Source organism: Ramlibacter rhizophilus, from assembly GCF_004681965.1.
GTDB lineage: Bacteria > Pseudomonadota > Gammaproteobacteria > Burkholderiales > Burkholderiaceae_C > Ramlibacter > Ramlibacter rhizophilus.
The window spans coordinates 23040-43723 of the sequence record NZ_SMLL01000010.1 but is presented as its reverse complement, the minus strand read 5'-3'; the positions used below and the strand labels follow the sequence as shown (position 1 = coordinate 43723).

Here is a 20684-nt window from a genome sequence, read left to right as displayed (position 1 = left end):
CCAATGCACTTCCAACACATCCGGCAGGACTGGTTCTCCAATAGCCGCAAGGACCTGCTCGCCGGCCTGGTCGTGGCCCTGGCGCTCATCCCCGAGGCCATCGCCTTTTCCATCATCGCGGGGGTGGACCCGGCCGTCGGCCTCTACGCGTCCTTCTCCATCGCCACGATCATCGCCTTCACGGGCGGCCGCCCCGGCATGATCTCCGCGGCCACCGGCGCCATGGCGCTGGTGATGGCCTCGCTGGTCAAGGAGCACGGGCTGCAGTACCTGCTCGCAGCCACCGTGCTCACGGGGGTGCTGCAGATCGCGGCCGGCTGGCTGAAGCTCGGCCGCCTCATGCGCTTCGTTTCGCGCTCAGTGGTCACCGGCTTCGTGAACGCGCTGGCCATCCTCATTTTCCTCGCGCAGCTGCCCGAGCTGACCAACGTCACCTGGCACGTCTATGCCGTGACCGCCGCGGGCCTGGCCATCATCTACGGCCTGCCCCGCATCACACGCGCGGTGCCCTCGCCGCTGGTGGCCATCGTGGTGCTCACCGGCGTCGCCCTGGCCCTGGACCTGGACATCCGCACCGTGGGCGACATGGGTGCGCTGCCCGACAGCCTGCCGGTCTTCCTGCTGCCCGACGTGCCGCTGACCTGGCAGACGCTGCAGATCATCCTGCCCTACTCGCTCACGCTCACCGTGGTCGGGCTGCTGGAGTCGCTCATGACCGCCACCATCGTGGACGACATGACCGACACCCGCAGCGACAAGAACCGCGAATGCGTGGGCCAGGGCGTGGCCAACCTCGCCACCGGCTTCATCGGCGGCATGGCCGGCTGCGCCATGATCGGCCAGTCGGTCATCAACGTGAAATCGGGCGGGCGTGGGCGCCTGTCCACCCTGACGGCCGGCGTGGTGCTGCTGGTGATGGTGGTCTTCCTCGGGGAATGGGTCAGTCGCATCCCGATGGCCGCGCTGGTGGCGGTGATGATCATGGTCTCCATCGGCACCTTCGACTGGAACTCCGTGCGCCGGCTGCGCCAGACGCCGCGCAGCTCCAGCGTGGTGATGCTGGCCACGGTGGCCGTGACGGTGGCCACGCACGACCTCGCGCAGGGCGTGCTCGTGGGCGTGCTGCTCTCGGGCGTGTTCTTCGCGGGCAAGGTGGACCGCCTGCTGCAGGTGCGCGCGCTGGACACCGGCGCCAGCCGTCACTACGAGGTCAGCGGCCAGGTGTTCTTCGCGAGTGCCGAACGCTTCGCGAACGCGTTCGACTTCTCCGAACCGGTGGACGTGGTGAGCATCGACGTGAGCCGGGCGCACCTGTGGGACATCACCGCCGTCGCGGCGCTGGACAAGGTGGTGCTGAAGCTACGCCGCTCGGGCGCACAGGTGCAGGTGCTGGGGCTGAACGAGGCGAGCGCAAGCCTGGTCGCGCGCTTCGGCGTGCACGACAAGCCGCTCGCGCAGCTGGCGCCCGGTCACTGAGCGCCTTGCGGCGCCCACTGCGGCTTCAGACCACGCCCTGCGCCAGCATCGCGTCGGCCACCTTCACGAAGCCCGCCACGTTGGCGCCGTCCACGTAGCTGACGCTGCCGTCGGCACGCGTGCCGTGGCGCACGCACATCGCGTGGATGCTGCGCATGATGGAGTGCAGGCGCGCGTCCACCTCTTCCCGCGGCCAGGACAGGCGCATCGCGTTCTGGCTCATCTCCAGGCCCGAGGTGGCGACTCCGCCCGCGTTGCTGGCCTTGCCCGGCGCGAAGAGCACGCCGGCTTCCTCGAACACCTTCACGGCCTCCAGGGTGGAGGGCATGTTGGCACCCTCGGCCACGCATTTCACGCCATTCTTCACGAGCGTGCGCGCATCGTCCTGGCCCAGCTCGTTCTGGGTGGCGCAGGGCAGCGCAACGTCCACCGGAACGTTCCAGGGACGCAGGTCCGCATGAAACGCCACGCCGGCGCGCTGCGCATAGTCGCTCACGCGGCCATAGAGGTGGTTCTTGACCTCCATGAGCTCGGCCAGCTTGGCCGGCGTGAAGCCCGCTTCGTCGACCACCGTGCCGCTGGAGTCGGACACGGTGACCACCCTGGCACCCAGGGCCATGGCCTTTTCCACCGCGTACTGCGCCACATTGCCCGAGCCGGAGACGCTCACGCGCAGGCCCTCGAAACTCATGCCCTTCTGCCTGAGCATCTCCTCGGCGAAATAGACGGTGCCGTAGCCCGTGGCCTCCGGCCGGATCAGGGAACCCCCGAAGGACAGGCCCTTGCCGGTGAAGACGCAGTCGGCGCGGTTGGTGAGCTTCTTGACCATGCCGGCGATGAAGCCGACCTCGCGCCCGCCGACGCCGATGTCGCCGGCTGGCACGTCCGTGTCGGCGCCCACGTGGCGGAACAGCTCCGTTGCAAAAGCCTGGCAGAAGCGCATCACCTCGCCGGGGCTGCGCCCCTTGGGGTCGAAGTCGGCGCCACCCTTGCCGCCGCCCATGGGCAGCGTGGTCAAGGCGTTCTTGAAGGTCTGCTCGAACGCCAGGAACTTGAGGATGGAGAGATTGACCGAGGGGTGGAAGCGCAGGCCGCCCTTGTACGGGCCAATGGCCATGCTGTGCTGGATGCGATAGCCGCGGTTCACCTCCACCTCGCCCCGGTCGTTGACCCAGGACACGCGGAACATGACGACCCGCTCAGGCTCGATCAGCCGGTCCAGCAGGCCGTGCTCGGCGTATTTCGGATGCTCGGCGATGAAGGGCCAGAGGCTGTCGATGACTTCGGAGACGGCTTGCAGGAATTCCGGCTGGCCCGGGTTGCGATCGGCGACATGGGCCAGGAAGTCGTGGCTGGAGGCGTATTTCATCGTTGGTGGGTTGCTGGGGCGTGGTCGAAAGCACGCGATCTTGCCCTAACCCGGTGCCATCCCGATCCGTTTCCGTGCAGGTGCGCACCATAGATGCCCCATCAGCACCGAATTAGTGCAACGACGGCCGGCCACTCGCGCCATTCAGGAACGCGAAGGGAATGTCGCCAGAAGGTGCTTACGCTGCGCGTCCGTTCCAGCTCATCCGTAAGCGATCCCTCCGATGTTGCTTTCCCCTTTGGCCGCTCCGGCCGCACGACGTCTAGCCCCTTGCCTCCCTTCCGAAAAGAAGGCCGGCACGCCGCCCCGCCGAACGGCCTGTGGCCAGGGCACGGCGTCATCGACCAGCATCAAGCATTTGTTCAGCCGCACGGCGACCATTGCAGCCGCAGGCGCAGCGAATTCCAAGCGCACAAGCGTGTCCCCGGTCGCAACGGCCTCACCCGTGGACCAGGTCTACCATCTCGTAACCCTCGCGAACCAACGTCCGCGCGACGCCGCAGCCGTGGCCGCCTCCATCGACCAGCTCACGGCCTTGCAGCGCCGCCACCCCGACCGGCTGCAGCCGCTGCACGTGCTGTCGGCCGCGGCAGGACTGGGCCTGGGGGCGCTGCCGCCGGCGACCCGCGAGGCCGTGGAGACGCTGGGTGCGCAGATCGTCCGCCTGGGCGAGACCTGCGGCTATCCCTGGGACGAATGCGCCCTGGCCCTGCTCGAACTCGCTCGCCTGGCGCCGCCGCGGCTTTCGCTGGCCGAGCGGATCAATGTCACGCTGGCCTTCAAGCGGCGCTTCGATGCCTTGGGCGAAGCCAGCCAGGGGAAGTTCACGGCGCCCCAGGTCAGCGCGTACAAGGACAAGCTCGGCTCGATCGCGGAACTGGCCCTGGACGATTCCGACCACGCGCTCGAAACGCGTGCGTCCGTGCCGAACACCGCCATCCAGCTTCAGAGGGTGAGCTCGTAGCCGATGGTGATCGGCGCGTGGTCGGAGAACCTTTCCGCCTTGTAGATGGCCTCGGCACGCGCCAGCGCGCCGAGGGCCGGCGTGGCAAGGTGGTAGTCCAGCCGCCAGCCCACGTTCTTGGCATAGGCCTGGCCGCGGTTGCTCCACCACGTGTAGCAGGCCTCGGTGGTGTCCGGCTGCAGGCGCCGGTACACGTCCACGAGGCCGGTATCCGACAGCAGCCTGGACATCCAATCGCGCTCCTCGGGCAGGAAGCCGCTGTTCTTCTGGTTGCCGCGCCAGTTCTTCAGGTCTTCCTTCCGGTGGGCGATGTTGATGTCGCCGCAGAGGATGAACTCGCGCTGTGACTTCAGGCGCGCCAGGTGCGGCTCGAAGCCGGCGAGGAAGCGGAACTTGGCCTGTTGCCGCTCCTCGCCCGAGGAGCCGGAGGGGAAGTAGGCGCTGATGATCGACAGGCGGCGTGCCGGCGTGTCGAAGCGCAATTCCACATAGCGACCCTCGGCGTCGAACTCGCCGCCGTCCCAGCCGACGACCACGTCGCTGGGCTCGCGGCGGCTGTAGATGCCGACACCCGAATAGCCCTTCTTCTCGGCGCAGTGGAAGTGCCCGCGCAAGCCCGCCAGCTCCTCGAAGCGGCCTTCCAGGTCGCAGGCCTGGGCCTTGACCTCCTGCACGCAAATACAATCGGGCCGGCTCTTGGCCAGCCAGGCCTCCAGCCCTTTGCTCGTGGCCGAACGGATGCCGTTCAGGTTGAGGCTGGTGAGCGTGAACAAGGAATCTTTTCCCATGGCGGCAGGTGAGGGCCAGGACGCGCTGGCGCAGGAGTTCGTGCAGTTTGCGGTGGAGGCCGGCGTACTGCGCTTCGGGCAGTTCCGCACCAAGGCGGGCCGCGATTCGCCCTATTTCTTCAACGCCGGGCTCTTCGACGACGGCGCCAAGCTCGGCCGGCTGGCGCAATTCTATGCACGCCGCATCGTGGCTTCGGGCGTCGAGTTCGACATGCTGTTCGGCCCCGCCTACAAGGGCATCCCGCTGGCCGCGGCCGTGGCGATCGAGCTCGCGCGCCTGGGGCGCAACGTGCCCTTCGCCTACAACCGCAAGGAAGCCAAGGACCACGGCGAAGGCGGCACGCTGGTGGGCGCGCCCCTGCGCGGGCGGGTGCTGATCGTGGACGACGTCATGTCGGCGGGCACGGCGGCACGCGAGTCCATCGCCCTCATCCAATCGGCCGGCGCGACGCCCCACGCCATGGCCATCGCGCTGGACCGCCAGGAGAAGGCGACCGAGGACGGCCGCGACGTGGACCACAGCGCCGTGCAATACGTCCGCGACCGGCTGGGGCTGCAGGTCTGTGCGATTGCCAGGCTGGCCGACCTGCTGGACTATCTGCAGCGCCAGGCCGCCGACGCGCTGGGCACGCACCACGCCGCGGTGCTGGCCTACCGCGAACGGTACGGCGTCATCGACTGACCTGCCACGAAGCATGCGCTCCCCAACCTCCGCCGCCCTCATCACCGCTGCCGTCCTGGGCGCCGCGAACACCGCCGGGGCGCAGCAGATCTTCAGCTGCGTGGACGCGCAGGGCCGCACCCTGACCTCGGACCGGCCGATCCTCGAATGCATCGACCGCGAGCAGCGCGTGCTGTCCCCGAACGGCACGGTCAAGCGCCGGCTGCCGCCGTCCTACACGGCGCCGGAACGTGCCGCCCTGGAAGCCAAGGCCCGGGCCGAAGCGGAGGAACGCCAGCGCCAGGCCGACGAGCGCCAGCGCCAGCGGGCCCTGCTGGTGCGCTTTCCCAACCCGGAATCACTGGACCAGGAACGCCTCGCCACGCTCGCCCGCGTCGACGGCATCATCGCGAGCGCCCGTGAGCGGATCGCCGCCCTCGCCGCCGACCGGCGCCGCCTGGAGGCCGAGGCGAATGCAAAAGCCGGCGAGCGCGCGCGCGTCCCCGGCAGCCTGCAGTACGCCCTGGAGGAGAACGAGCGGCAACTGGGCGCGCAGCAGCGTTTCCTGGCCAGCCAGCAGCAGGAGCACCAGCGCCTGCAACAACAGTTCGAGCAGATGCGAAGCCAGTTGCTCGCGCTGTGGCGGCAGCCGGGCGCCAGCACCGACTAGGCGATAGCAGCGCCCCTCAGCCCGCCAGCTTGCTGCGCAGCAGCTCGTTGACCTGCCCGGGGTTCGCCTTGCCCTTGCTCGCCTTCATGACCTGACCCACCAGGGCGTTGAAGGCCTTGTCCTTGCCGGCCTTGAACTGGGCGACGTTGTCGGGGTTGGCGGCGATGACCTCGTCCACGATCTTTTCCAGAGCGCCGCTGTCGTTCATCTGCTTGAGGCCCTTGGCCTCGATCAGCGCATCGACATCGCTGCCCTCGCCCGCCCACAGCCCCTCGAACACCTGGCGCGCGGCGTTGTTGGAGATGGTGCCGTCGGCGATGCGCCCGATCAGCGCAGCCAGCGTGGCGGCATCCACCGGCGCCTCTTCGATGCCGATCTCCTGCGCGTTCAGCCGCCGCGAGACCTCGCCCATGATCCAGTTGCTCGCGAGCTTGGGCTGGCCGCAGGCCTTGGCCGCCTGCTCGAAGTAGCCGGCCATGGCCTTGCTCTGCGTGAGCGTGGTGGCGTCGTACTCGGGCAGGCCGTAGTCGGCCACGAAGCGGACGGCCAAGGCGCGCGGCAGCTCGGGCATGTCGGCGCGCACGCGCTCCACCCACTCGGGCGCGACCAGCAGGGGCGGCAGGTCCGGGTCGGGGAAGTAGCGGTAGTCGGCGGCGTCTTCCTTGGTGCGCATGGCGCGGGTTTCGCCCGTGTCGGGGTCGAAGAGCACCGTGGCCTGCTGGATGGCGCGGCCGTCCTCCAGTTCCTCGATCTGCCAGCGCACCTCGAAATCGATGGCCTGCTGCATGAACTTGAAGCTGTTCAGGTTCTTGATCTCGCGCCGCGTGCCCAGCGGCCCGCCGGGGCGGCGCACCGACACGTTGGCGTCGCAGCGGAAGCTGCCTTCCTGCATGTTGCCGTCGCAGATGCCGATCCAGGTGACGATCTTGTGCAGCTCCCGCGCATAGGCCACGGCCTCGTCGCTGGAGCGGATGTCGGGCTCGGTCACGATCTCCAGCAGCGGCGTGCCGGCGCGATTGAGGTCGATGCCGGACTGGCCGACGAAGTCCTCGTGCAGCGACTTGCCCGCGTCTTCCTCCAGGTGGGCGCGCACCAGGCGCACCGACTTCTTTTCTTCACCCAGGAAGAACTCGACGACGCCGCCCTGCACCACCGGGATCTCGTACTGGCTGATCTGGTAGCCCTTGGGCAGGTCGGGATAGAAGTAGTTCTTGCGCGCGAAGACGCTGCGTGGCGCGATGGCCGCGCCCACGGCCAGGCCGAAGCGGATGGCGCGCTCGACGGCACCCTTGTTCATCACCGGAAGCGTCCCCGGCAGCGCCAGGTCCACGGCACTGGCTTGCGTGTTGGGCTCGGCGCCGAAGGAGGTGGCGGCGCGGCTGAAGATCTTGCTGCGGGTGGACAGCTGGGCGTGCGTCTCGAAGCCGATGACGACTTCCCAGCCCTGGACGAGTTTGGCGGTCATGGCTTCAGAACCCTTCGGGGCGGCGCGCGTGGAAGTCGGTGGCCTGCTGGAAGCGGTGGGCCGCGTTGAGGAGCTTGGCTTCGCCGAAGTAGTTGCCGATCAACTGCAAGCCCACCGGCATGCCGCCCTCGCCGAAGCCGCAGGGAATGCTCATGCCCGGCAGGCCCGCAAGCGAGCCGGGCAAGGTGAAGATGTCGGCCAGGTAGTCGGCCAGCGGGTCGTTGCCGTGCTCGCCGAGCTTCCAGGCCACCGTGGGCGCCACGGGGCCGGCGATGAGGTCGCAATTCGTGAACGCTGCCCGGAAGTCGTCCGCGATCATGCGGCGGATCTTTTGCGCCTGCAGGTAGTAGGCGTCGTAATAGCCGTGCGAGAGCACGTAGGTGCCGATCATGATGCGGCGCTTGACCTCGTCGCCGAAGCCCTCGGCGCGGGTCTTCTTGTACATGTCCAGCAGGTCCGTGTACTCCTTGGCGCGGTGTCCGAACTTCACGCCGTCGAAGCGCGAGAGGTTGGACGAGGCTTCGGCCGGCGCGATGATGTAGTACACCGGGATGGACAGTTCGGTGCGAGGCAGCGAGATGTCCACCAGCCTGGCGCCCAGGCGCTGGTACTCGGCCAGCGCCGCGTCGATGGCGGCGCGCACGTCGACCGCCAAGCCTTCGCCGAAGAACTCGCGCGGCACGCCGATGCGAAGCCCTTCCAGCGAATCGCCCAGCGCGCGGCCGAAGTCCTCCGCCGGCACGTCCAGCGAGGTCGAGTCGCGGTCCGGATCGGGGCCGCAGAGGGCCGAGAGCAGCACCGCGCAATCCTGCGCCGACCGGGCCATCGGCCCCGCCTGGTCGAGGCTGGAGGCGAAGGCCACCATGCCGTAGCGCGAGGCGCGCCCGTAGGTGGGCTTGATGCCGGTGATGCCGCAGAAGGACGCCGGCTGGCGGATGGAGCCGCCCGTGTCCGTGCCGGTGACGGCGGCGGCCAGGCCGGCGGCCACCGCGGCGGCGCTGCCGCCGGAGGATCCGCCCGGAATGCGGCCCGTGTCCCAGGGGTTGCGCACCGGGCCGAACGCCGAGTTCTCGTTGGCCGAGCCCATGGCGAACTCGTCGCAATTGAGCTTGCCCAGCGTGACCGCGCCGGCCTCGGCCAGGCGGGTGACCACGGTGGCGTCGAAGGGCGAGCGGTAGCCGGCCAGCATGCGCGAGCCGGCGGTGGTGGGAAAGTCGCGGGTGACGAAGATGTCCTTGTGCGCGATGGGCACGCCCAGGAGCGGCGCGGTGTCGCCGGCCGCGATGCGGCGGTCGGCCTCGGCGGCCTGCGCCAGGGAGACTTCCGGGTCGGTGGCGAGGAAGGCGCCGAGGTCCTGGTGGCGCGTGATGCGGTCCAGGAAATGCTGCGCAGCCTCCACGGCCGAGACCTCGCGCTTCGCGAGGGCCGCCGCCAGCGCCGTGACGCCAAGGTGGTGCAGTTCGCTCATTCGATCACCTTGGGCACGAGAAAGAGGCCGCGCTCGACGGCCGGGGCGCTGCGCTGGTTGGCCTCGCGCTGGTCGGACTCGCTCACCACGTCCTCGCGCAGGCGCAGCGAGACCTCCTCCAGGGCGTCCAGGGGGTGGGCCAGCGGCTCCACGCCGCTGGTGTCGACCGCACGCATCCGCTCGACGATGTCGAAGAAGCCGTTGATCTGCGCCAGCATGCGGGCCTGCGCGTCGGGATCGAGTTCGAGCCGCGCCAGGTGCGCGATGCGGCCGATGTCTTCGGGGGTCAGTGCCATGGGCAACAAGCCAAGGAAATAGTGCCGTCGCGGCGCAGCGCAGGGCTCGCGCGAAAGGCGGTTGCTGACAGGGGATCAGGTATTATCGGCGCCTTCGGGAGAACCGGCCGAGGCCGCGCTTGGCCACGGCACCCCGGCGATCCCCTGCAACGGCCGCGACAGCGGCCGCTTTCGCAAAATCACGAGGAATTCCCTGATGTTCGGAGCTTTCCGACGCTACTTTTCCACGGACCTGGCCATCGACCTGGGCACGGCCAACACCCTCATTTACGTCCGCGGCAAAGGCATCGTGTTGGACGAGCCCTCGGTGGTGGCGATCCGGCACGAAGGCGGCCCGCAGGGCAAGAAGACCATCCAGGCCGTGGGTCACGAGGCCAAGGCCATGCTGGGCAAGGTGCCCGGCAACATCGAGGCCATCCGGCCCATGAAGGACGGCGTCATCGCCGACTTCACCGTCACCGAGCAGATGCTCAAGCAGTTCATCAAGATGGTCCACCCGCGCTCGGTGCTCAAGCCCAGCCCGCGGATCATCATCTGCGTGCCCTGCGGCTCCACCCAGGTGGAGCGCCGCGCCATCCGCGAGTCGGCCCTGGGCGCCGGCGCCTCGGAGGTGTACCTGATCGAGGAACCCATGGCCGCGGCGATCGGCGCGGGCCTTCCGGTGTCGGAAGCCTCCGGCTCCATGGTGGTGGACATCGGCGGCGGCACCACGGAAGTGGGCGTCATCTCCCTGGGCGGCATGGTCTACAAGGGCAGCGTGCGCGTGGGCGGCGACAAGTTCGACGAGGCCATCATCGGCTACATCCGCCGCAACTACGGCATGCTGATCGGCGAGCCCACCGCCGAAATGATCAAGAAAAGCATCGGCTCGGCCTTCCCCGGCAGCGAGGTCAAGGAGATCGAGGTCAAGGGCCGCAACCTCTCCGAGGGCGTGCCGCGCTCCTTCACCATCTCGTCCAACGAGATCCTGGAAGCCCTGACCGATCCCCTGAACAACATCGTCTCGGCCGTGAAGAACGCGCTGGAGAGCACGCCGCCCGAGCTGGGCGCCGACATCGCCGAGCGCGGCATGATGCTCACCGGCGGCGGCGCGCTGCTGCGCGACCTGGACCGCCTGCTGGCCGAGGAGACCGGCCTGCCCGTGCTGGTGGCCGAGGACCCGCTGACCTGCGTGGTGCGCGGCTGCGGCACCGCCCTGGAGCGCATGGAGCGCCTGGGCTCGATCTTCACCAGCGAGTAAGCCCCCTACCGCGCAAGGACAGCGATGCCGCTCGGTACGCTGGACAGAACCCCCCCGCCGTTCTTCAAGCAGGGCCCCTCGGCCCTGTCCAAGCTGATGGTGTGCAGCGCCCTGGCGCTGTTCCTCATGGTGGCCGACACCCGCTTCAAGGTGACCGGCCCGCTGCGCTCGGCGGTGGCCACCGTGCTCTACCCCGTGCAGTGGGTGGCGATGCGCCCCGTGCTGGCGGTGCAGTACGCCGGCGGCTATTTCCAGTCCTTGCGCAGCGCCCAGGCCGCCGAGACCGAGGCCCGCGCCCGCCTGGCCGAGCAGTCCCTGCGCGCGCACCAGGTCGAGCAGCTCGCACAGGAAAACGAGCGCCTGCGCAAGCTGCTCGAGCTGCGCGAACGCCTCCAGGCGCCCGCCGTGGCCGCCCAGGTCCTCTACGACGCACCCGACCCCTACACCCGCAAGGTGATCATCGACAAGGGCGCGGCGCAGGGCATCGCGCCCGGCTCGCCGGTGATCGACGAAGGCGGCGTGCTCGGCCAGGTGACGCGGGCGCACGGCATGGTCAGCGAGGTCACGCTGGTCACCGACCGCGACCACGCCACACCCATCCTGAATGCCCGCACCGGCGTGCGCGGCGTGGTGTACGGCGAGCCGTCCGGCAGCCAGGTCGGCTCGCTGGAGCTGCGCTTCATGCCTGCGGGCGCCGACGTGAAGGCCGGCGACCTGCTCACCACCAGCGGCATCGACGGGGTCTATCCGGCCGGCCTGCCGGTGGCGCGGATCGACAAGGTCGAGCGCCGCGCGGACACCGCCTTCGCCCGCATCCACGCCACGCCGCTGGCCCTGGCCGCCGGCGCCCGCCACGTGATGGTGCTGCAGCCCACCGCCTCGCTGCTGCCGCCGCGCCCGCCCGCCGACGACCCGGTGCCCGGCGCCAAGGGAGGCCGCCGATGATCATGCGCCCCGGCCAGCAGCTGCTGCTGCCGGCCAATCCCCTGTTCATCTGGAGCAGCCTGCTGGTCGCGCTGCTGGTGAACATGCTGCCGCTCGGGCGCGTGGCCTGGATGCCGGACCTGCTCGCGCTGGTGCTGGTCTTCTGGAGCGTGCACCAGCCTTTGCGCGTGGGGATCGTGACCGCCTTCGTCTTCGGCCTGGCCATGGACGTCCACCAGGCCGGCCTGCTGGGCCAGCATGCGCTGGCCTACACCACGCTCAGTTACTTCGCCATCACCATCCACCGGCGCCTGCTGTGGTTTTCCGTGCCCTCGCAGGCAGTCCAGGTGCTGCCCCTTTTCGCCGCCGCCCACGCCATCGAGCTGGCCCTGCGCCTGCTGGCCGGCGGCATCTTCCCCGGGCCGGAGATCGCGCTCGCGCCCGTGATCGAATCCCTGCTTTGGCCGGTGGTGAGCGTACTGCTGCTGGCCCCGCAGCGAAGGGCGCCGGACCCGGATGAGAATAGGCCGCTGTAGCCGCCCTCCCCTCAGTGACAGAACTCCGCAACATCGAAGCCGACCTTTCGCGGTTCCGCCTGCGCGTGCTGGTGGCCAGCGTGGTGGTGCTGGTGTGCTTCCTGCTGCTGGTGGCGCGGCTGGTCTGGCTGCAGGTGGTGCGGCACGAGCAGTTCAGCGAACGGGCCGAGGCGAACCGCACGGCGGTCGTGCCGGTGGTGCCCAACCGGGGGCTGATCCTGGACCGCAACGGCATCGTGCTGGCGACCAACTACTCGGCCTACACCCTGGAGATCACGCCTTCGCGCCTGCAGGCGCCGCTGGAGGACACGATCAACGCGCTGTCCAGGATCGTAGAGATCCAGCCCCGCGACCGCCGACGTTTCCGCAAGCTGCTGGACGAGTCCAAGAGCTTCGAGTCGCTTCCGATCCGCACCAAGCTGAACGAGGAGGAAGTCGCCCGCTTCACCGCGCAGCGTTTCCGCTTTCCCGGCGTGGACATCCGGGCCCGGCTGTTCCGCAACTACCCCTGGGGTGAGCTGGGCAGCCATGTGATCGGCTACATCGGCCGCATCAACCAGGCCGAGAAGAAGGCCATGGAGGAGTGGGACGAGGAGGTCCAGGCCAACTACCGGGGTACCGAGTACATCGGCAAGCTCGGCGTGGAGCAGAGCCTGGAGCAGCGCCTGCACGGGACCACCGGGGTGGAGGAGCTGGAGACCTCGGCGGGCGGGCGCGCGGTGCGCAAGCTGGCGAGCCTGCCCGCCACGCCCGGCGACACGGTGATGCTCTCCATCGACATCAAGCTGCAGCACCTGGTGGAGCAGATGTTCGGCCCCCGCCGCGGGGCGCTGGTGGCGCTGGACCCCAAGTCGGGCGAGGTGCTGGCCTTCGTCTCCAAGCCCACCTTCGATCCCAACCTCTTCGTCGATGGCATCGACAGCGAGAACTGGCAGGCGCTGAACGAGTCGCTGGACAAGCCCCTGCTCAATCGCGCCCTGCGCGGCACCTACCCGCCGGGCTCGACCTACAAGCCCTTCATGGCGCTGGCAGCCCTGGAGACGGGCAAGCGCACCGCGGGCCAGATCATCCAGGACAACGGCTCCTGGTCCTTCGGCGGCCACGTGTTCCGCAGCCACGGCGACCACGGGCTGGGTCCGGTGGACCTGCACGTGAGCATCGTCAAGTCGAGCAACGTGTACTACTACTCCCTGGCCAACGAGATGGGGGTGGATGCGATGCACGACTTCATGAAGCCGCTGGGCTTCGGCCAGCTCACGGGCATCGACATCCCCGGCGAAGTGCGCGGCATCCTGCCCAGCCAGGAGTGGAAGCGCAACTACTACCGCCGGCCCGAGCAGAAGAAGTGGTTCGCGGGCGAGACCATCTCGCTGGGCATTGGCCAGGGCTACAACAGCTTCACCATGCTGCAGCTCGCGCACGCCACGGCCACGCTGGTCAACGGCGGCATCAAGCACAAGCCGCGACTGGTGATCGCCACCCAGGACCCGGTGAGCCACCAGACCGAGCCGCTGCCGCTGGAGCCGGGCGTGAACCTCAACTACAAGCCGCAGCACGTGGAAGCGGTGCGCCGGGCCATGGTCGGGGTGACCCAGGGCGGCACCTCCACGCGGGTGTTCGCCGGCTCGCCCTACCTCAGCGGCGGCAAGACCGGCACGGCGCAGGCGGTCACCATCGGCCAGCGGCAGAAGTACGACGCGGCCAAGCTGGAGGAGCACCAGCGCGATCACTCGCTCTACATCGCCTTCGCGCCGGCCGACGACCCGAAGATCGCGGTGGCGGTGGTCGTGGAGAACGCCGGCTTCGGCGCCGCGGCTGCCGCGCCGATCGCGCGGCGTGTCTTCGACTACTGGCTCGCCGGCCTCTACCCGAGCGAGGAGGATCTCGCCGCCGTGCAGAAGGGACAGGCCGCGGCGCCGGTAGGCAAGCAGCGCCCTGCCGCCGAGGTGGCCTGGCCACCGGGAGCGGCGGCGGCGGAAGCCGCTGCGGCAGCCGCGAGGACGCCCGCACCCACCGCCGCGGCTGCAACGACGGCGCCGCGCAGCGCCCTTGTCCCTACCGCCGCACGGCGCGCGCCCCGGCAGCCGGCACGCTGAAGCCTTCTCAAGGCAGCGCGGCCAGCAGCCAGCGTCCCACCTGCTCGGGCATGAAGCGCACGTGGCCGCGCGGCTGGCCGCTCGGGAATCCCACGTGGCCGCCCTCGGCGGGCTGCCAGAGCGTCACCCAGGCGCCGGCCTCCTGCGCCCGCGGCAGGCTGGCGGCGGGCACGAAGGGGTCGTTGCCCGCATTGAGCGCCAGCGCCGGAATGCGGATGCGTTGCAGGTGCGGCTTGGCCGAGGCGCGGGCGTAGTAGTCGTCGGTGTCCCGGAAGCCGTGCAGGGGCGCGGTGAAGATGTTGTCGAAGGCGTACAGGTCGCGCGCGGCCAGCAGCGCCTCGCGGTCGAACAGGCCCGGGTGCTGCGCCAGCTTCTTCAGCGCCTTGGGCTTCATGCTGCGCAGGAACATGCCCGTGTACACCAGCCGGTTGAAGCCGCGCCCGATGGCCCGACCCCCGGCGGCGAGATCCAGCGGCGAGCACACCGCCGCGACCGCGCGGACGACCTGCCGCGCCTGGTCGCCCGCCTCGGCCGCCCAGCGCAGCAGCGCGTTGCCGCCCAGCGAAATGCCGACCGCCAGCACGGGGCCCGGGTGCGCCTGCCGCAGCCCCGCCAGGATCCAGCCGACCTCCTCGTAGTCGCCCGAGTGGTAGGCCCGCGGACCCAGGTTGATCTCGCCGCTGCAGCCGCGAAAGTGCGGCACCGCGAAATGCAGGCCCTGGCTGCGCGCGAAGTCGGCGAAGGCCTCGGCATAGTGGCTGCGCGAAGAGCCCTCCAGGCCGTGGAACAGCACCAGCAGCGGCGCCTCCGGCGGCGGCCGGTGGCCGGCGGACTCCAGCCAGTCGAGGTCGATGAAGTCGGCATCGGGCGTGGTCCAGCGCTCGCGCCGGTACACGACGGGGCCGTCCCAGGTGCGACGGCCGAAGAGCGCCGGCCAGATGGTCTGCAGGTTGCCGCCGGGAAGCCACCACGGTGCGCGGTAGTCCAGGCGCGAGGCACCGTTGCGTGCGGGCAAGGCCATCCCCACGCCGGACGCCTGTCCACCCGCCATGCAGCGGCTCCTCAGTGCAGCACGGAGGGCCGGTCCGACACCTCCTGCAGTTCGCCGGCCGTGCCGGGGCTGGCATGGTGGGCCACGAGCCGCCAGCCCTGCGCGGTCTTGAGATAGACGTTGGTGGCGATCACCCAGGCCTGGCGCGGGCCGGCCGGTGTCTGCACCTCCACCCGCTCGACCAGGTGATGCACGCAGCTGCCCACGGACTCCAGTTTGCGCACCTGCTGCGGATGGGCGCTGATGCTGCCGTTGGCGAACATGGCCTCGAAGGTGGCGCGGATGGCCACGGGCCCGACCACGCGTGGCCCACCGGGGTGCACGCAAACGATCTCGTCCTCGTCGGCCCAGCAGGCCATGAGCTGGTCGATGTCCCCGTGCTGCAGGGCGTCGTAGAACGCCGCCTCCACGTCGTCGGCATTGCCTTCGAGGTTGGCGGCCTGGAGCTTGTTTCGGGTCATGGCCGGCCGATTGTGCCGGCAACGGCGCCCCGGGCCGGCGTCGCTGTGCTACTGTTTTCGCCCCGATCCGCTTCCCGAGAGTTCGTCGCATGAAACGCTGGTTTGCCCTCCTCGTGGCCGTCCTCGCCCTGAGCGGCTGCGGCTACAACGATTTCCAACGCCTGGACGAGCAGACCAAGTCCGCCTGGAGCGAGGTCCTCAACCAGTACCAGCGCCGCGCCGACCTCGTACCCAACCTGGTGGAGACCGTCAAGGGCGAGGCGAACTTCGAGCAGGAGACGCTCAGCCGCGTGATCGAGGCGCGCTCGCGCGCCACCAGCATGCAGGTCACGCCCGAGACGCTGAACAACCCGCAGGCCTTCGAGCGCTTCCAGCAGGCGCAGGGCGAACTGTCCTCCGCGCTCAGCCGCCTGATGGCGGTGAGCGAACGCTACCCCGACCTGAAGGCCAACCAGGGCTTCCGCGACCTGCGCATCCAGCTGGAGGGCACCGAGAACCGCATCACCGTGGCACGCAACCGCTACATCCAGGCGGTGCAGCAGTACAACGTGCTGGCACGCAGCTTTCCGACCAACCTCACGGCCATGGTCTTCAGCTACGACCCCAAGCCCACCTTCGCGGTGCAGAACGAGGCGCAGATCGCCACACCGCCGCGCGTGGACTTCGGCACCGGGGCGCCCCCGGCCAATCCGAACGCCACCACGCGCTGAGGGCTCGCGGGGCATGCTGTCCGCCGCGCGCCGCTGGCCAGCGTTCATCGCGCTGGTCCTCGCGCTGCTGGGCCTGTGGGTGCCGGCCGGCGTCCTGCGTGCGCAGGAGCTCCAGCCCGTTCCGGCACTCACGGCCCGGGTCATCGACCAGACCGGCACGCTGGCGCCCGAGGCGCGCTCGGCGCTGGATGCACAGCTCGCGCAGCTGGAGCGGGAGACCGGCGCGCAGGTGGTGGTGCTCATGGTGCCGGGCACCGCACCCGAAGACATCTTCAGCTACGCCAACCGGGTGGCCAACGACTGGAAGATCGGCCGCCGCGAGGTGGGCGACGGCGTTCTGATCGTCGTCGCCAAGGACGACCGGCGGGTGCGCATCGAAGTGGCCAAGACGCTGGAAGGTGCCATCCCCGACCTGCGGGCGCGGCAGATCATCGAGGAGGCGATCACGCCGCGTTTTCGCCAGGGCGACTTCGCGGGCGGCCTGCAGGCGGCCATCGAGCGCATCGGCGCGCTGGTGCGCGGCGAGGCTCTGCCGCCGCCGCGCAGCGAGGGCCGGGGCGTTCCGGGTGATCCCGGCTTCGACTTCTTCGAGCTGCTGATCCTGCTGTTCATCGCCGTGCCGGTGGCTGGCGGCCTGCTGCGCCGCCTATTCGGTCGGCCGCTGGGATCCGTGCTCGCCGGTGGCGCCGTGGGCTTCCTGGCCTTCGTGGTCACGACAAGTTTCGTGATTGCCGTGCTGGCTGGGCTCGTCGGCCTCTTCGTCGCGCTCATCGGCGGCATGGGCGGCGGGCTCGGGGGCCGGGGCATCGGGCGGCACCGCGGCTGGGGCGGGGCTCCGCCGGTTACGGGCGGCTGGGGCAGCGGTCACCACGGCAGCTGGGGCGGCGGCGGCTTCGGCGGCGGCTTCGGCGGCGGCTTCGGTTCGGGCGGCGGGGGCGACTTCGGCGGTGGCGGCGCCTCGGGAGACTGGTGATGGGAAAGCTCATTCGTCGCATCGGGCGCCTCATGCGCCACCGCTGGCAGGACGACACGACCCTGCGGCGGGCCATGTCGCCCGAGCTACTGCAGCGCCTGGAGCAGCGCGTCGCAGCCAGCGAGCGGCGGCACACGGGCGAGATCCGCATCTACGTGGAAGGGGGTCTGCCCAACAGCTACATCTGGCGTGATGCCTCGGCGCGTGAGCGCGCGATTTCCATCTTCGGCAAGCTGCGCGTGTGGGACACCGAGGACGACAACGGGGTGCTGATCTACCTGCTGCTGGCCGAGCACGCGATCGAGATCGTGGCCGACCGGGGCCTGGCGCGGCACGTGGATGCGGCGCGCTGGCAGCAGGTGGTGGGCCGCATGCGCGAAGCGTTCCGCGCCGGGCGCTTCGAGGACGGGCTCACGCAGGCGCTGGAGGAAGTGTCGGCGCTGCTGGTGGAACACTTCCCCGCCGAGCCGGGCCGCGCGAGCCCCAACGAATTGCCGGACGCGCCGGTGCTGGGGTGATGGGTGGCGCGTGGGCGCTCGTCGCTGCGCTCCCGCGCCCAAGGGGCGCACACAAAAGAGCCCCGCTCTTTCGAGCGGGGCGCTCGTCGCTGCGCTCCCGGCGCCCAGGGGCGGTACGTAAAAAAGCCCCGCTCTTTCGAGCGGGGCGCTCGTCGCTGCGCTCCCGGCGCCCAGGGGCGGTACATAAAAAAGCCCCGCTCTTTCGAGCGGGGCTAGTGCGCGGGTTTTTAGCGCGTTCTTGTTGCGGGGGGCCGGTCAGCGCTTCTGGCGGTACTTGCGCAGGGCGGCGATCTGGGCGGCCATGACGGCGAGTTCGGACTGGGCCTTGGCCAGGTCGATGTCGCTCTTGGCGTTCTTCAAGGCTTCTTCGGCGGCGCGGCGCGATTCGTTGGCCTTTTCCTCGTCGAGGTCCTTGCCGCGGATGGCGGTGTCGGACAGCACGGTGACGGTGTTGGGCTGCACTTCGAGCACGCCGCCGGCGACGAAGACGAACTCCTCGGTGCCGTCGGCCTTCTCGATGCGCACCGAGCCGGGCCGGATGCGGGTGATCAGGGGCGTGTGCCGGGGGTAGATGCCCAGCTCGCCGGCTTCACCCGGCAGCGCCACGAAGCGGGCCTCGCCGGAGAAGATGGACTCCTCGGCGCTGACCACGTCCACGTGGATGGTGTGGGTGCTGTCCACCATGGCTTAGCCCGCCAGCTTCTTGGCCTTCTCGAAGGCTTCGTCGATGGTGCCGACCATGTAGAAGGCCTGCTCGGGCAGGTGGTCGCATTCGCCGGCGGTGATCATCTTGAAGCCGCGGATGGTCTCGGCCAGCGGCACGTACTTGCCGGGCGAGCCGGTGAAGACCTCGGCCACGTGGAAGGGCTGCGAGAGGAAACGCTGGATCTTGCGCGCGCGGGCCACGGCCAGCTTGTCTTCCGGCGCCAGTTCGTCCATGCCCAGGATGGCGATGATGTCGCGCAGCTCCTTGTAGCGCTGCAGCGTGCCCTGCACGGCGCGGGCCACGGCGTAGTGCTCCTCACCGACGACCAGCGGGTCGAGCTGGCGGCTGGTGGAGTCCAGCGGGTCCACGGCGGGGTAGATGCCCAGGGCCGCGATGTCACGCGAGAGCACCACGGTGGAGTCCAGGTGGGCGAAGGTGGTGGCGGGCGAGGGGTCGGTCAGGTCGTCCGCGGGCACGTACACGGCCTGGATGGACGTGATGGAGCCGACCTTGGTGGAGGTGATGCGCTCCTGCAGGCGGCCCATTTCCTCGGCCAGCGTGGGCTGGTAGCCCACGGCGGAGGGCATGCGGCCCAGCAGCGCAGACACTTCCGTGCCGGCCAGGGTGTAGCGGTAGATGTTGTCCACGAAGAACAGCACGTCGCGGCCTTCGTCGCGGAAGGACTCGGCGATGGTCAGGCCCGTCAGCGCCACGCGCAGGCGGTTGCCGGGAGGCTCGTTCATCTGGCCGTAGACCATGGCCACTTTCGATTCGGCCAGGTTGTCCAGCTTCACGACGCCCGAGTCGGCCATCTCGTGATAGAAGTCGTTGCCCTCGCGGGTGCGCTCACCGACGCCCGCGAACACCGACAGGCCCGAGTGCGCCTTGGCGATGTTGTTGATCAACTCCATCATGTTCACGGTCTTGCCCACGCCGGCACCACCGAACAGGCCCACCTTGCCGCCCTTGGCGAAGGGGCACACCAGGTCAATCACCTTGATACCCGTCTCCAGCAGCTCCTGCGAGGGCGAGAGCTCCTCGTAGGAAGGCGCCTTGCGGTGGATGGAGGCGGTGAGGGCGTTGTCCACCGGACCACGCTCGTCGATGGGGTTGCCCAGCACGTCCATGATGCGGCCCAGCGTGGCCTTGCCCACCGGCACCGTGATGGGGTTCTCGGTGTTGTAGACCATGTTGCCGCGGCGCAGGCCGTCGGACGAGCCCAGCGCGATGGTGCGCACGACGCCGTCACCCAGCTGCTGCTGCACTTCGAGGGTCAGCGCGGTGCCTTCCATCTTGAGCGCGTCGTAGACCTTGGGCATCCGGTCGCGCGGAAACTCGACGTCCACGACGGCGCCGATGCACTGGACGATCTTTCCCTCGACGCGTCCGTTCACTTGAAGATTTTCTTGGGCCATGTCTTGCTCCAATCTCGATTTCTTTAAACAGCCGCGGCGCCCGCGACGATCTCCGAAAGCTCTTTCGTGATCGCGGCCTGGCGCGTCTTGTTGTAGACCAGCTTGAGTTCGGCGATGACGTTGCCGGCGTTGTCGGTGGCCGCCTTCATGGCCACCATGCGCGCGGACTGCTCCGACGCCATGTTCTCGGCCACGGCCTGGTAGACCAAGGCTTCCACGTAGCGCAGGAGCAGGTCGTCGATGACGGTCTGGGCGTCCGGCTCGTAGATGTAGTCCCAGGAGTGCTGGCCTTCGTCGGCCTGCATGCGCTCGGAGGTGAGCGGCAGCAGCTGCTCGACCACCGGCTCCTGCTTCATCGTGTTGATGAACCGGGTGTAGCACAGGTACACGGCGTTGAGCTTGCCCTCGGCGTACTGGTCCAGCAGCACCTTCACCGGGCCGATCAGCTTGTCCAGGTGCGGCGTGTCACCCAGCTGTGTGACGTGCGAGACCACCTTGGCGCCGATGCGGTTCAGGAACCCCAGGCCCTTGTTGCCGATGGCGACCGCCTGCGTGTCCACGCCGGCGCCCTGCAGCTCGCGCAGCTTGCCGGTGACGGCGCGCAGCACGTTGGTGTTCATGCCGCCGCACAGGCCCTTGTCCGTGGTGACGACGATGAAGCCGGCAGCCTTGGACTCGTTGGCCTGCATGAAGGGGTGCGTGTACTCCGGGTTCGCCTTGCCGAGGTTCACCGCGATGTTGCGCACCTTGTCGCTATAGGGCCGGGCCGCACGCATGCGGTCCTGCGCCTTGCGCATCTTGGAGGCGGCGACCATTTCCATGGCCTTGGTGATCTTCTTGGTGTTCTCCACCGATTTGATCTTGCCGCGAATCTCTTTTCCTGCAGCCATGCGACTC

General features: G+C 69.3%; 21 protein-coding genes. 11 read left to right on the top strand and 10 right to left on the bottom strand.

Annotated features, from left to right (window positions below; all coding sequences use genetic code 11):
- The first annotated feature begins 3 nt into the window (after positions 1–3).
- Positions 4–1476 (top strand): SulP family inorganic anion transporter, encoded by a 1473-nt coding sequence (locus EZ242_RS21610; RefSeq protein ID WP_135287276.1) that lies wholly within the window; start codon positions 4–6, stop codon positions 1474–1476.
- 25 nt (positions 1477–1501) lie between these two features.
- Here the strand turns inward: EZ242_RS21610 and gdhA are convergent, their stop codons facing one another.
- Positions 1502–2845 (bottom strand): NADP-specific glutamate dehydrogenase, encoded by a 1344-nt coding sequence (gdhA, locus tag EZ242_RS21605; protein WP_135287275.1) that lies wholly within the window; start codon positions 2843–2845, stop codon positions 1502–1504.
- 418 nt (positions 2846–3263) lie between these two features.
- Here gdhA and EZ242_RS21600 point away from each other — a divergent pair, with 418 nt between their 5' ends.
- Complete coding sequence (locus EZ242_RS21600) at positions 3264–3809, top strand: ferredoxin reductase domain-containing protein (protein WP_135287274.1); 546 nt, start codon at positions 3264–3266, stop codon at positions 3807–3809.
- On the opposite strand, the gene EZ242_RS21595 is transcribed toward EZ242_RS21600, so the two are convergent.
- A complete protein-coding gene (locus EZ242_RS21595) occupies positions 3791–4582 on the bottom strand; it encodes an exodeoxyribonuclease III (RefSeq protein WP_135287318.1) in 792 nt (263 codons plus the stop codon). The two genes, EZ242_RS21600 and EZ242_RS21595, sit on opposite strands and share 19 nt — an antisense overlap.
- A gap of 13 nt (positions 4583–4595) precedes the next feature.
- On the opposite strand from EZ242_RS21595, the gene pyrE reads away from it, so the two are divergent.
- Positions 4596–5279, top strand: a complete 684-nt coding sequence (gene pyrE, locus EZ242_RS21590; protein ID WP_135287273.1) for an orotate phosphoribosyltransferase — start codon at positions 4596–4598, stop codon at positions 5277–5279.
- 13 nt (positions 5280–5292) lie between these two features.
- Positions 5293–5928: a DUF4124 domain-containing protein gene (locus tag EZ242_RS21585; RefSeq protein WP_135287272.1), complete on the top strand. Its 636-nt coding sequence runs from the start codon at positions 5293–5295 to the stop codon at positions 5926–5928.
- 16 nt (positions 5929–5944) lie between these two features.
- Here EZ242_RS21585 and gatB read toward each other — a convergent pair whose 3' ends face one another.
- From gatB to gatC, 3 genes are read right to left on the bottom strand one after another with little or no spacing between them, the layout of a single operon-like run.
- The gene (gene gatB, locus EZ242_RS21580) at positions 5945–7393 is read right to left on the bottom strand and encodes an Asp-tRNA(Asn)/Glu-tRNA(Gln) amidotransferase subunit GatB (RefSeq protein ID WP_135287271.1); all 1449 of its coding nucleotides are present in this window, start codon (positions 7391–7393) and stop codon (positions 5945–5947) included.
- 4 nt (positions 7394–7397) lie between these two features.
- On the bottom strand, positions 7398–8861 hold the full coding sequence (gatA, locus tag EZ242_RS21575; protein ID WP_135287270.1) for an Asp-tRNA(Asn)/Glu-tRNA(Gln) amidotransferase subunit GatA: 1464 nt from the start codon (positions 8859–8861) through the stop codon (positions 7398–7400).
- Positions 8858–9157 carry an Asp-tRNA(Asn)/Glu-tRNA(Gln) amidotransferase subunit GatC gene (gene gatC / locus EZ242_RS21570; RefSeq protein WP_135287269.1) on the bottom strand — a complete coding sequence of 100 codons (300 nt, stop codon included), beginning with the start codon at positions 9155–9157 and terminating at the stop codon, positions 8858–8860. The genes gatA and gatC overlap by 4 nt, the downstream gene beginning before the upstream one ends.
- A 196-nt stretch (positions 9158–9353) precedes the next feature.
- Between gatC and EZ242_RS21565 the strand changes: the two genes are divergently transcribed.
- From EZ242_RS21565 to mrdA, 4 genes are read left to right on the top strand one after another with little or no spacing between them, the layout of a single operon-like run.
- On the top strand, positions 9354–10397 hold the full coding sequence (locus tag EZ242_RS21565; RefSeq protein ID WP_135287268.1) for a rod shape-determining protein: 1044 nt from the start codon (positions 9354–9356) through the stop codon (positions 10395–10397).
- Between the two features lie 24 nt (positions 10398–10421).
- Complete coding sequence (gene mreC / locus EZ242_RS21560) at positions 10422–11342, top strand: rod shape-determining protein MreC (RefSeq protein ID WP_135287267.1); 921 nt, start codon at positions 10422–10424, stop codon at positions 11340–11342.
- Positions 11339–11857 (top strand): rod shape-determining protein MreD, encoded by a 519-nt coding sequence (gene mreD / locus EZ242_RS21555; protein WP_135287266.1) that lies wholly within the window; start codon positions 11339–11341, stop codon positions 11855–11857. Before mreC ends, mreD begins: the two co-directional genes overlap by 4 nt.
- A gap of 14 nt (positions 11858–11871) precedes the next feature.
- Positions 11872–13953 (top strand): penicillin-binding protein 2, encoded by a 2082-nt coding sequence (gene mrdA / locus EZ242_RS21550; protein WP_135287265.1) that lies wholly within the window; start codon positions 11872–11874, stop codon positions 13951–13953.
- Positions 13954–13960: 7 nt separating this feature from the next.
- On the opposite strand, the gene EZ242_RS21545 is transcribed toward mrdA, so the two are convergent.
- Both EZ242_RS21545 and EZ242_RS21540 read right to left on the bottom strand, forming a co-directional pair.
- The gene (locus EZ242_RS21545) at positions 13961–14974 is read right to left on the bottom strand and encodes a YheT family hydrolase (RefSeq protein WP_135287317.1); all 1014 of its coding nucleotides are present in this window, start codon (positions 14972–14974) and stop codon (positions 13961–13963) included.
- Between the two features lie 41 nt (positions 14975–15015).
- Complete coding sequence (locus EZ242_RS21540; protein ID WP_135287264.1) at positions 15016–15465, bottom strand: YybH family protein; 450 nt, start codon at positions 15463–15465, stop codon at positions 15016–15018.
- Between the two features lie 89 nt (positions 15466–15554).
- Between EZ242_RS21540 and EZ242_RS21535 the strand changes: the two genes are divergently transcribed.
- From EZ242_RS21535 to EZ242_RS21525, 3 genes are read left to right on the top strand one after another with little or no spacing between them, the layout of a single operon-like run.
- Positions 15555–16175, top strand: a complete 621-nt coding sequence (locus tag EZ242_RS21535; protein WP_135287263.1) for a LemA family protein — start codon at positions 15555–15557, stop codon at positions 16173–16175.
- A gap of 13 nt (positions 16176–16188) precedes the next feature.
- Positions 16189–17148 carry a TPM domain-containing protein gene (locus EZ242_RS21530; protein WP_135287262.1) on the top strand — a complete coding sequence of 320 codons (960 nt, stop codon included), beginning with the start codon at positions 16189–16191 and terminating at the stop codon, positions 17146–17148.
- Positions 17148–17666, top strand: coding sequence for a TPM domain-containing protein (locus EZ242_RS21525; protein ID WP_135287261.1), 519 nt, complete (start codon positions 17148–17150; stop codon positions 17664–17666). Before EZ242_RS21530 ends, EZ242_RS21525 begins: the two co-directional genes overlap by 1 nt.
- A 255-nt stretch (positions 17667–17921) precedes the next feature.
- Here EZ242_RS21525 and EZ242_RS21520 read toward each other — a convergent pair whose 3' ends face one another.
- From EZ242_RS21520 to atpG, 3 genes are read right to left on the bottom strand one after another with little or no spacing between them, the layout of a single operon-like run.
- Complete coding sequence (locus EZ242_RS21520; RefSeq protein ID WP_135287260.1) at positions 17922–18350, bottom strand: F0F1 ATP synthase subunit epsilon; 429 nt, start codon at positions 18348–18350, stop codon at positions 17922–17924.
- 3 nt (positions 18351–18353) lie between these two features.
- The gene (gene atpD, locus EZ242_RS21515; protein ID WP_135287259.1) at positions 18354–19787 is read right to left on the bottom strand and encodes a F0F1 ATP synthase subunit beta; all 1434 of its coding nucleotides are present in this window, start codon (positions 19785–19787) and stop codon (positions 18354–18356) included.
- Positions 19788–19810: 23 nt separating this feature from the next.
- Entirely contained in the window at positions 19811–20677 is an 867-nt protein-coding gene (gene atpG / locus EZ242_RS21510) for a F0F1 ATP synthase subunit gamma (RefSeq protein ID WP_135287258.1), read from the bottom strand.
- Positions 20678–20684 lie beyond the last annotated feature (7 nt).

Bases quoted from the DNA above. Each gene is read 5' to 3' on its own strand.
- EZ242_RS21610 (WP_135287276.1), top strand. From the start codon at position 4: ATGCACTTCCAACACATCCGGCAGGACTGGTTCTCCAATAGCCGCAAG.
- gdhA (WP_135287275.1), bottom strand. From the start codon at position 2,845: ATGAAATACGCCTCCAGCCACGACTTCCTGGCCCATGTCGCCGATCGC.
- pyrE (WP_135287273.1), top strand. From the start codon at position 4,596: ATGGCGGCAGGTGAGGGCCAGGACGCGCTGGCGCAGGAGTTCGTGCAG.
- EZ242_RS21585 (WP_135287272.1), top strand. From the start codon at position 5,293: ATGCGCTCCCCAACCTCCGCCGCCCTCATCACCGCTGCCGTCCTGGGC.
- gatB (WP_135287271.1), bottom strand. From the start codon at position 7,393: ATGACCGCCAAACTCGTCCAGGGCTGGGAAGTCGTCATCGGCTTCGAG.
- gatA (WP_135287270.1), bottom strand. From the start codon at position 8,861: ATGAGCGAACTGCACCACCTTGGCGTCACGGCGCTGGCGGCGGCCCTC.
- gatC (WP_135287269.1), bottom strand. From the start codon at position 9,157: ATGGCACTGACCCCCGAAGACATCGGCCGCATCGCGCACCTGGCGCGG.
- EZ242_RS21565 (WP_135287268.1), top strand. From the start codon at position 9,354: ATGTTCGGAGCTTTCCGACGCTACTTTTCCACGGACCTGGCCATCGAC.
- mreC (WP_135287267.1), top strand. From the start codon at position 10,422: ATGCCGCTCGGTACGCTGGACAGAACCCCCCCGCCGTTCTTCAAGCAG.
- mreD (WP_135287266.1), top strand. From the start codon at position 11,339: ATGATCATGCGCCCCGGCCAGCAGCTGCTGCTGCCGGCCAATCCCCTG.
- EZ242_RS21545 (WP_135287317.1), bottom strand. From the start codon at position 14,974: ATGGCCTTGCCCGCACGCAACGGTGCCTCGCGCCTGGACTACCGCGCA.
- EZ242_RS21540 (WP_135287264.1), bottom strand. From the start codon at position 15,465: ATGACCCGAAACAAGCTCCAGGCCGCCAACCTCGAAGGCAATGCCGAC.
- EZ242_RS21535 (WP_135287263.1), top strand. From the start codon at position 15,555: ATGAAACGCTGGTTTGCCCTCCTCGTGGCCGTCCTCGCCCTGAGCGGC.
- EZ242_RS21530 (WP_135287262.1), top strand. From the start codon at position 16,189: ATGCTGTCCGCCGCGCGCCGCTGGCCAGCGTTCATCGCGCTGGTCCTC.
- EZ242_RS21525 (WP_135287261.1), top strand. From the start codon at position 17,148: ATGGGAAAGCTCATTCGTCGCATCGGGCGCCTCATGCGCCACCGCTGG.
- EZ242_RS21520 (WP_135287260.1), bottom strand. From the start codon at position 18,350: ATGGTGGACAGCACCCACACCATCCACGTGGACGTGGTCAGCGCCGAG.
- atpD (WP_135287259.1), bottom strand. From the start codon at position 19,787: ATGGCCCAAGAAAATCTTCAAGTGAACGGACGCGTCGAGGGAAAGATC.
- atpG (WP_135287258.1), bottom strand. From the start codon at position 20,677: ATGGCTGCAGGAAAAGAGATTCGCGGCAAGATCAAATCGGTGGAGAAC.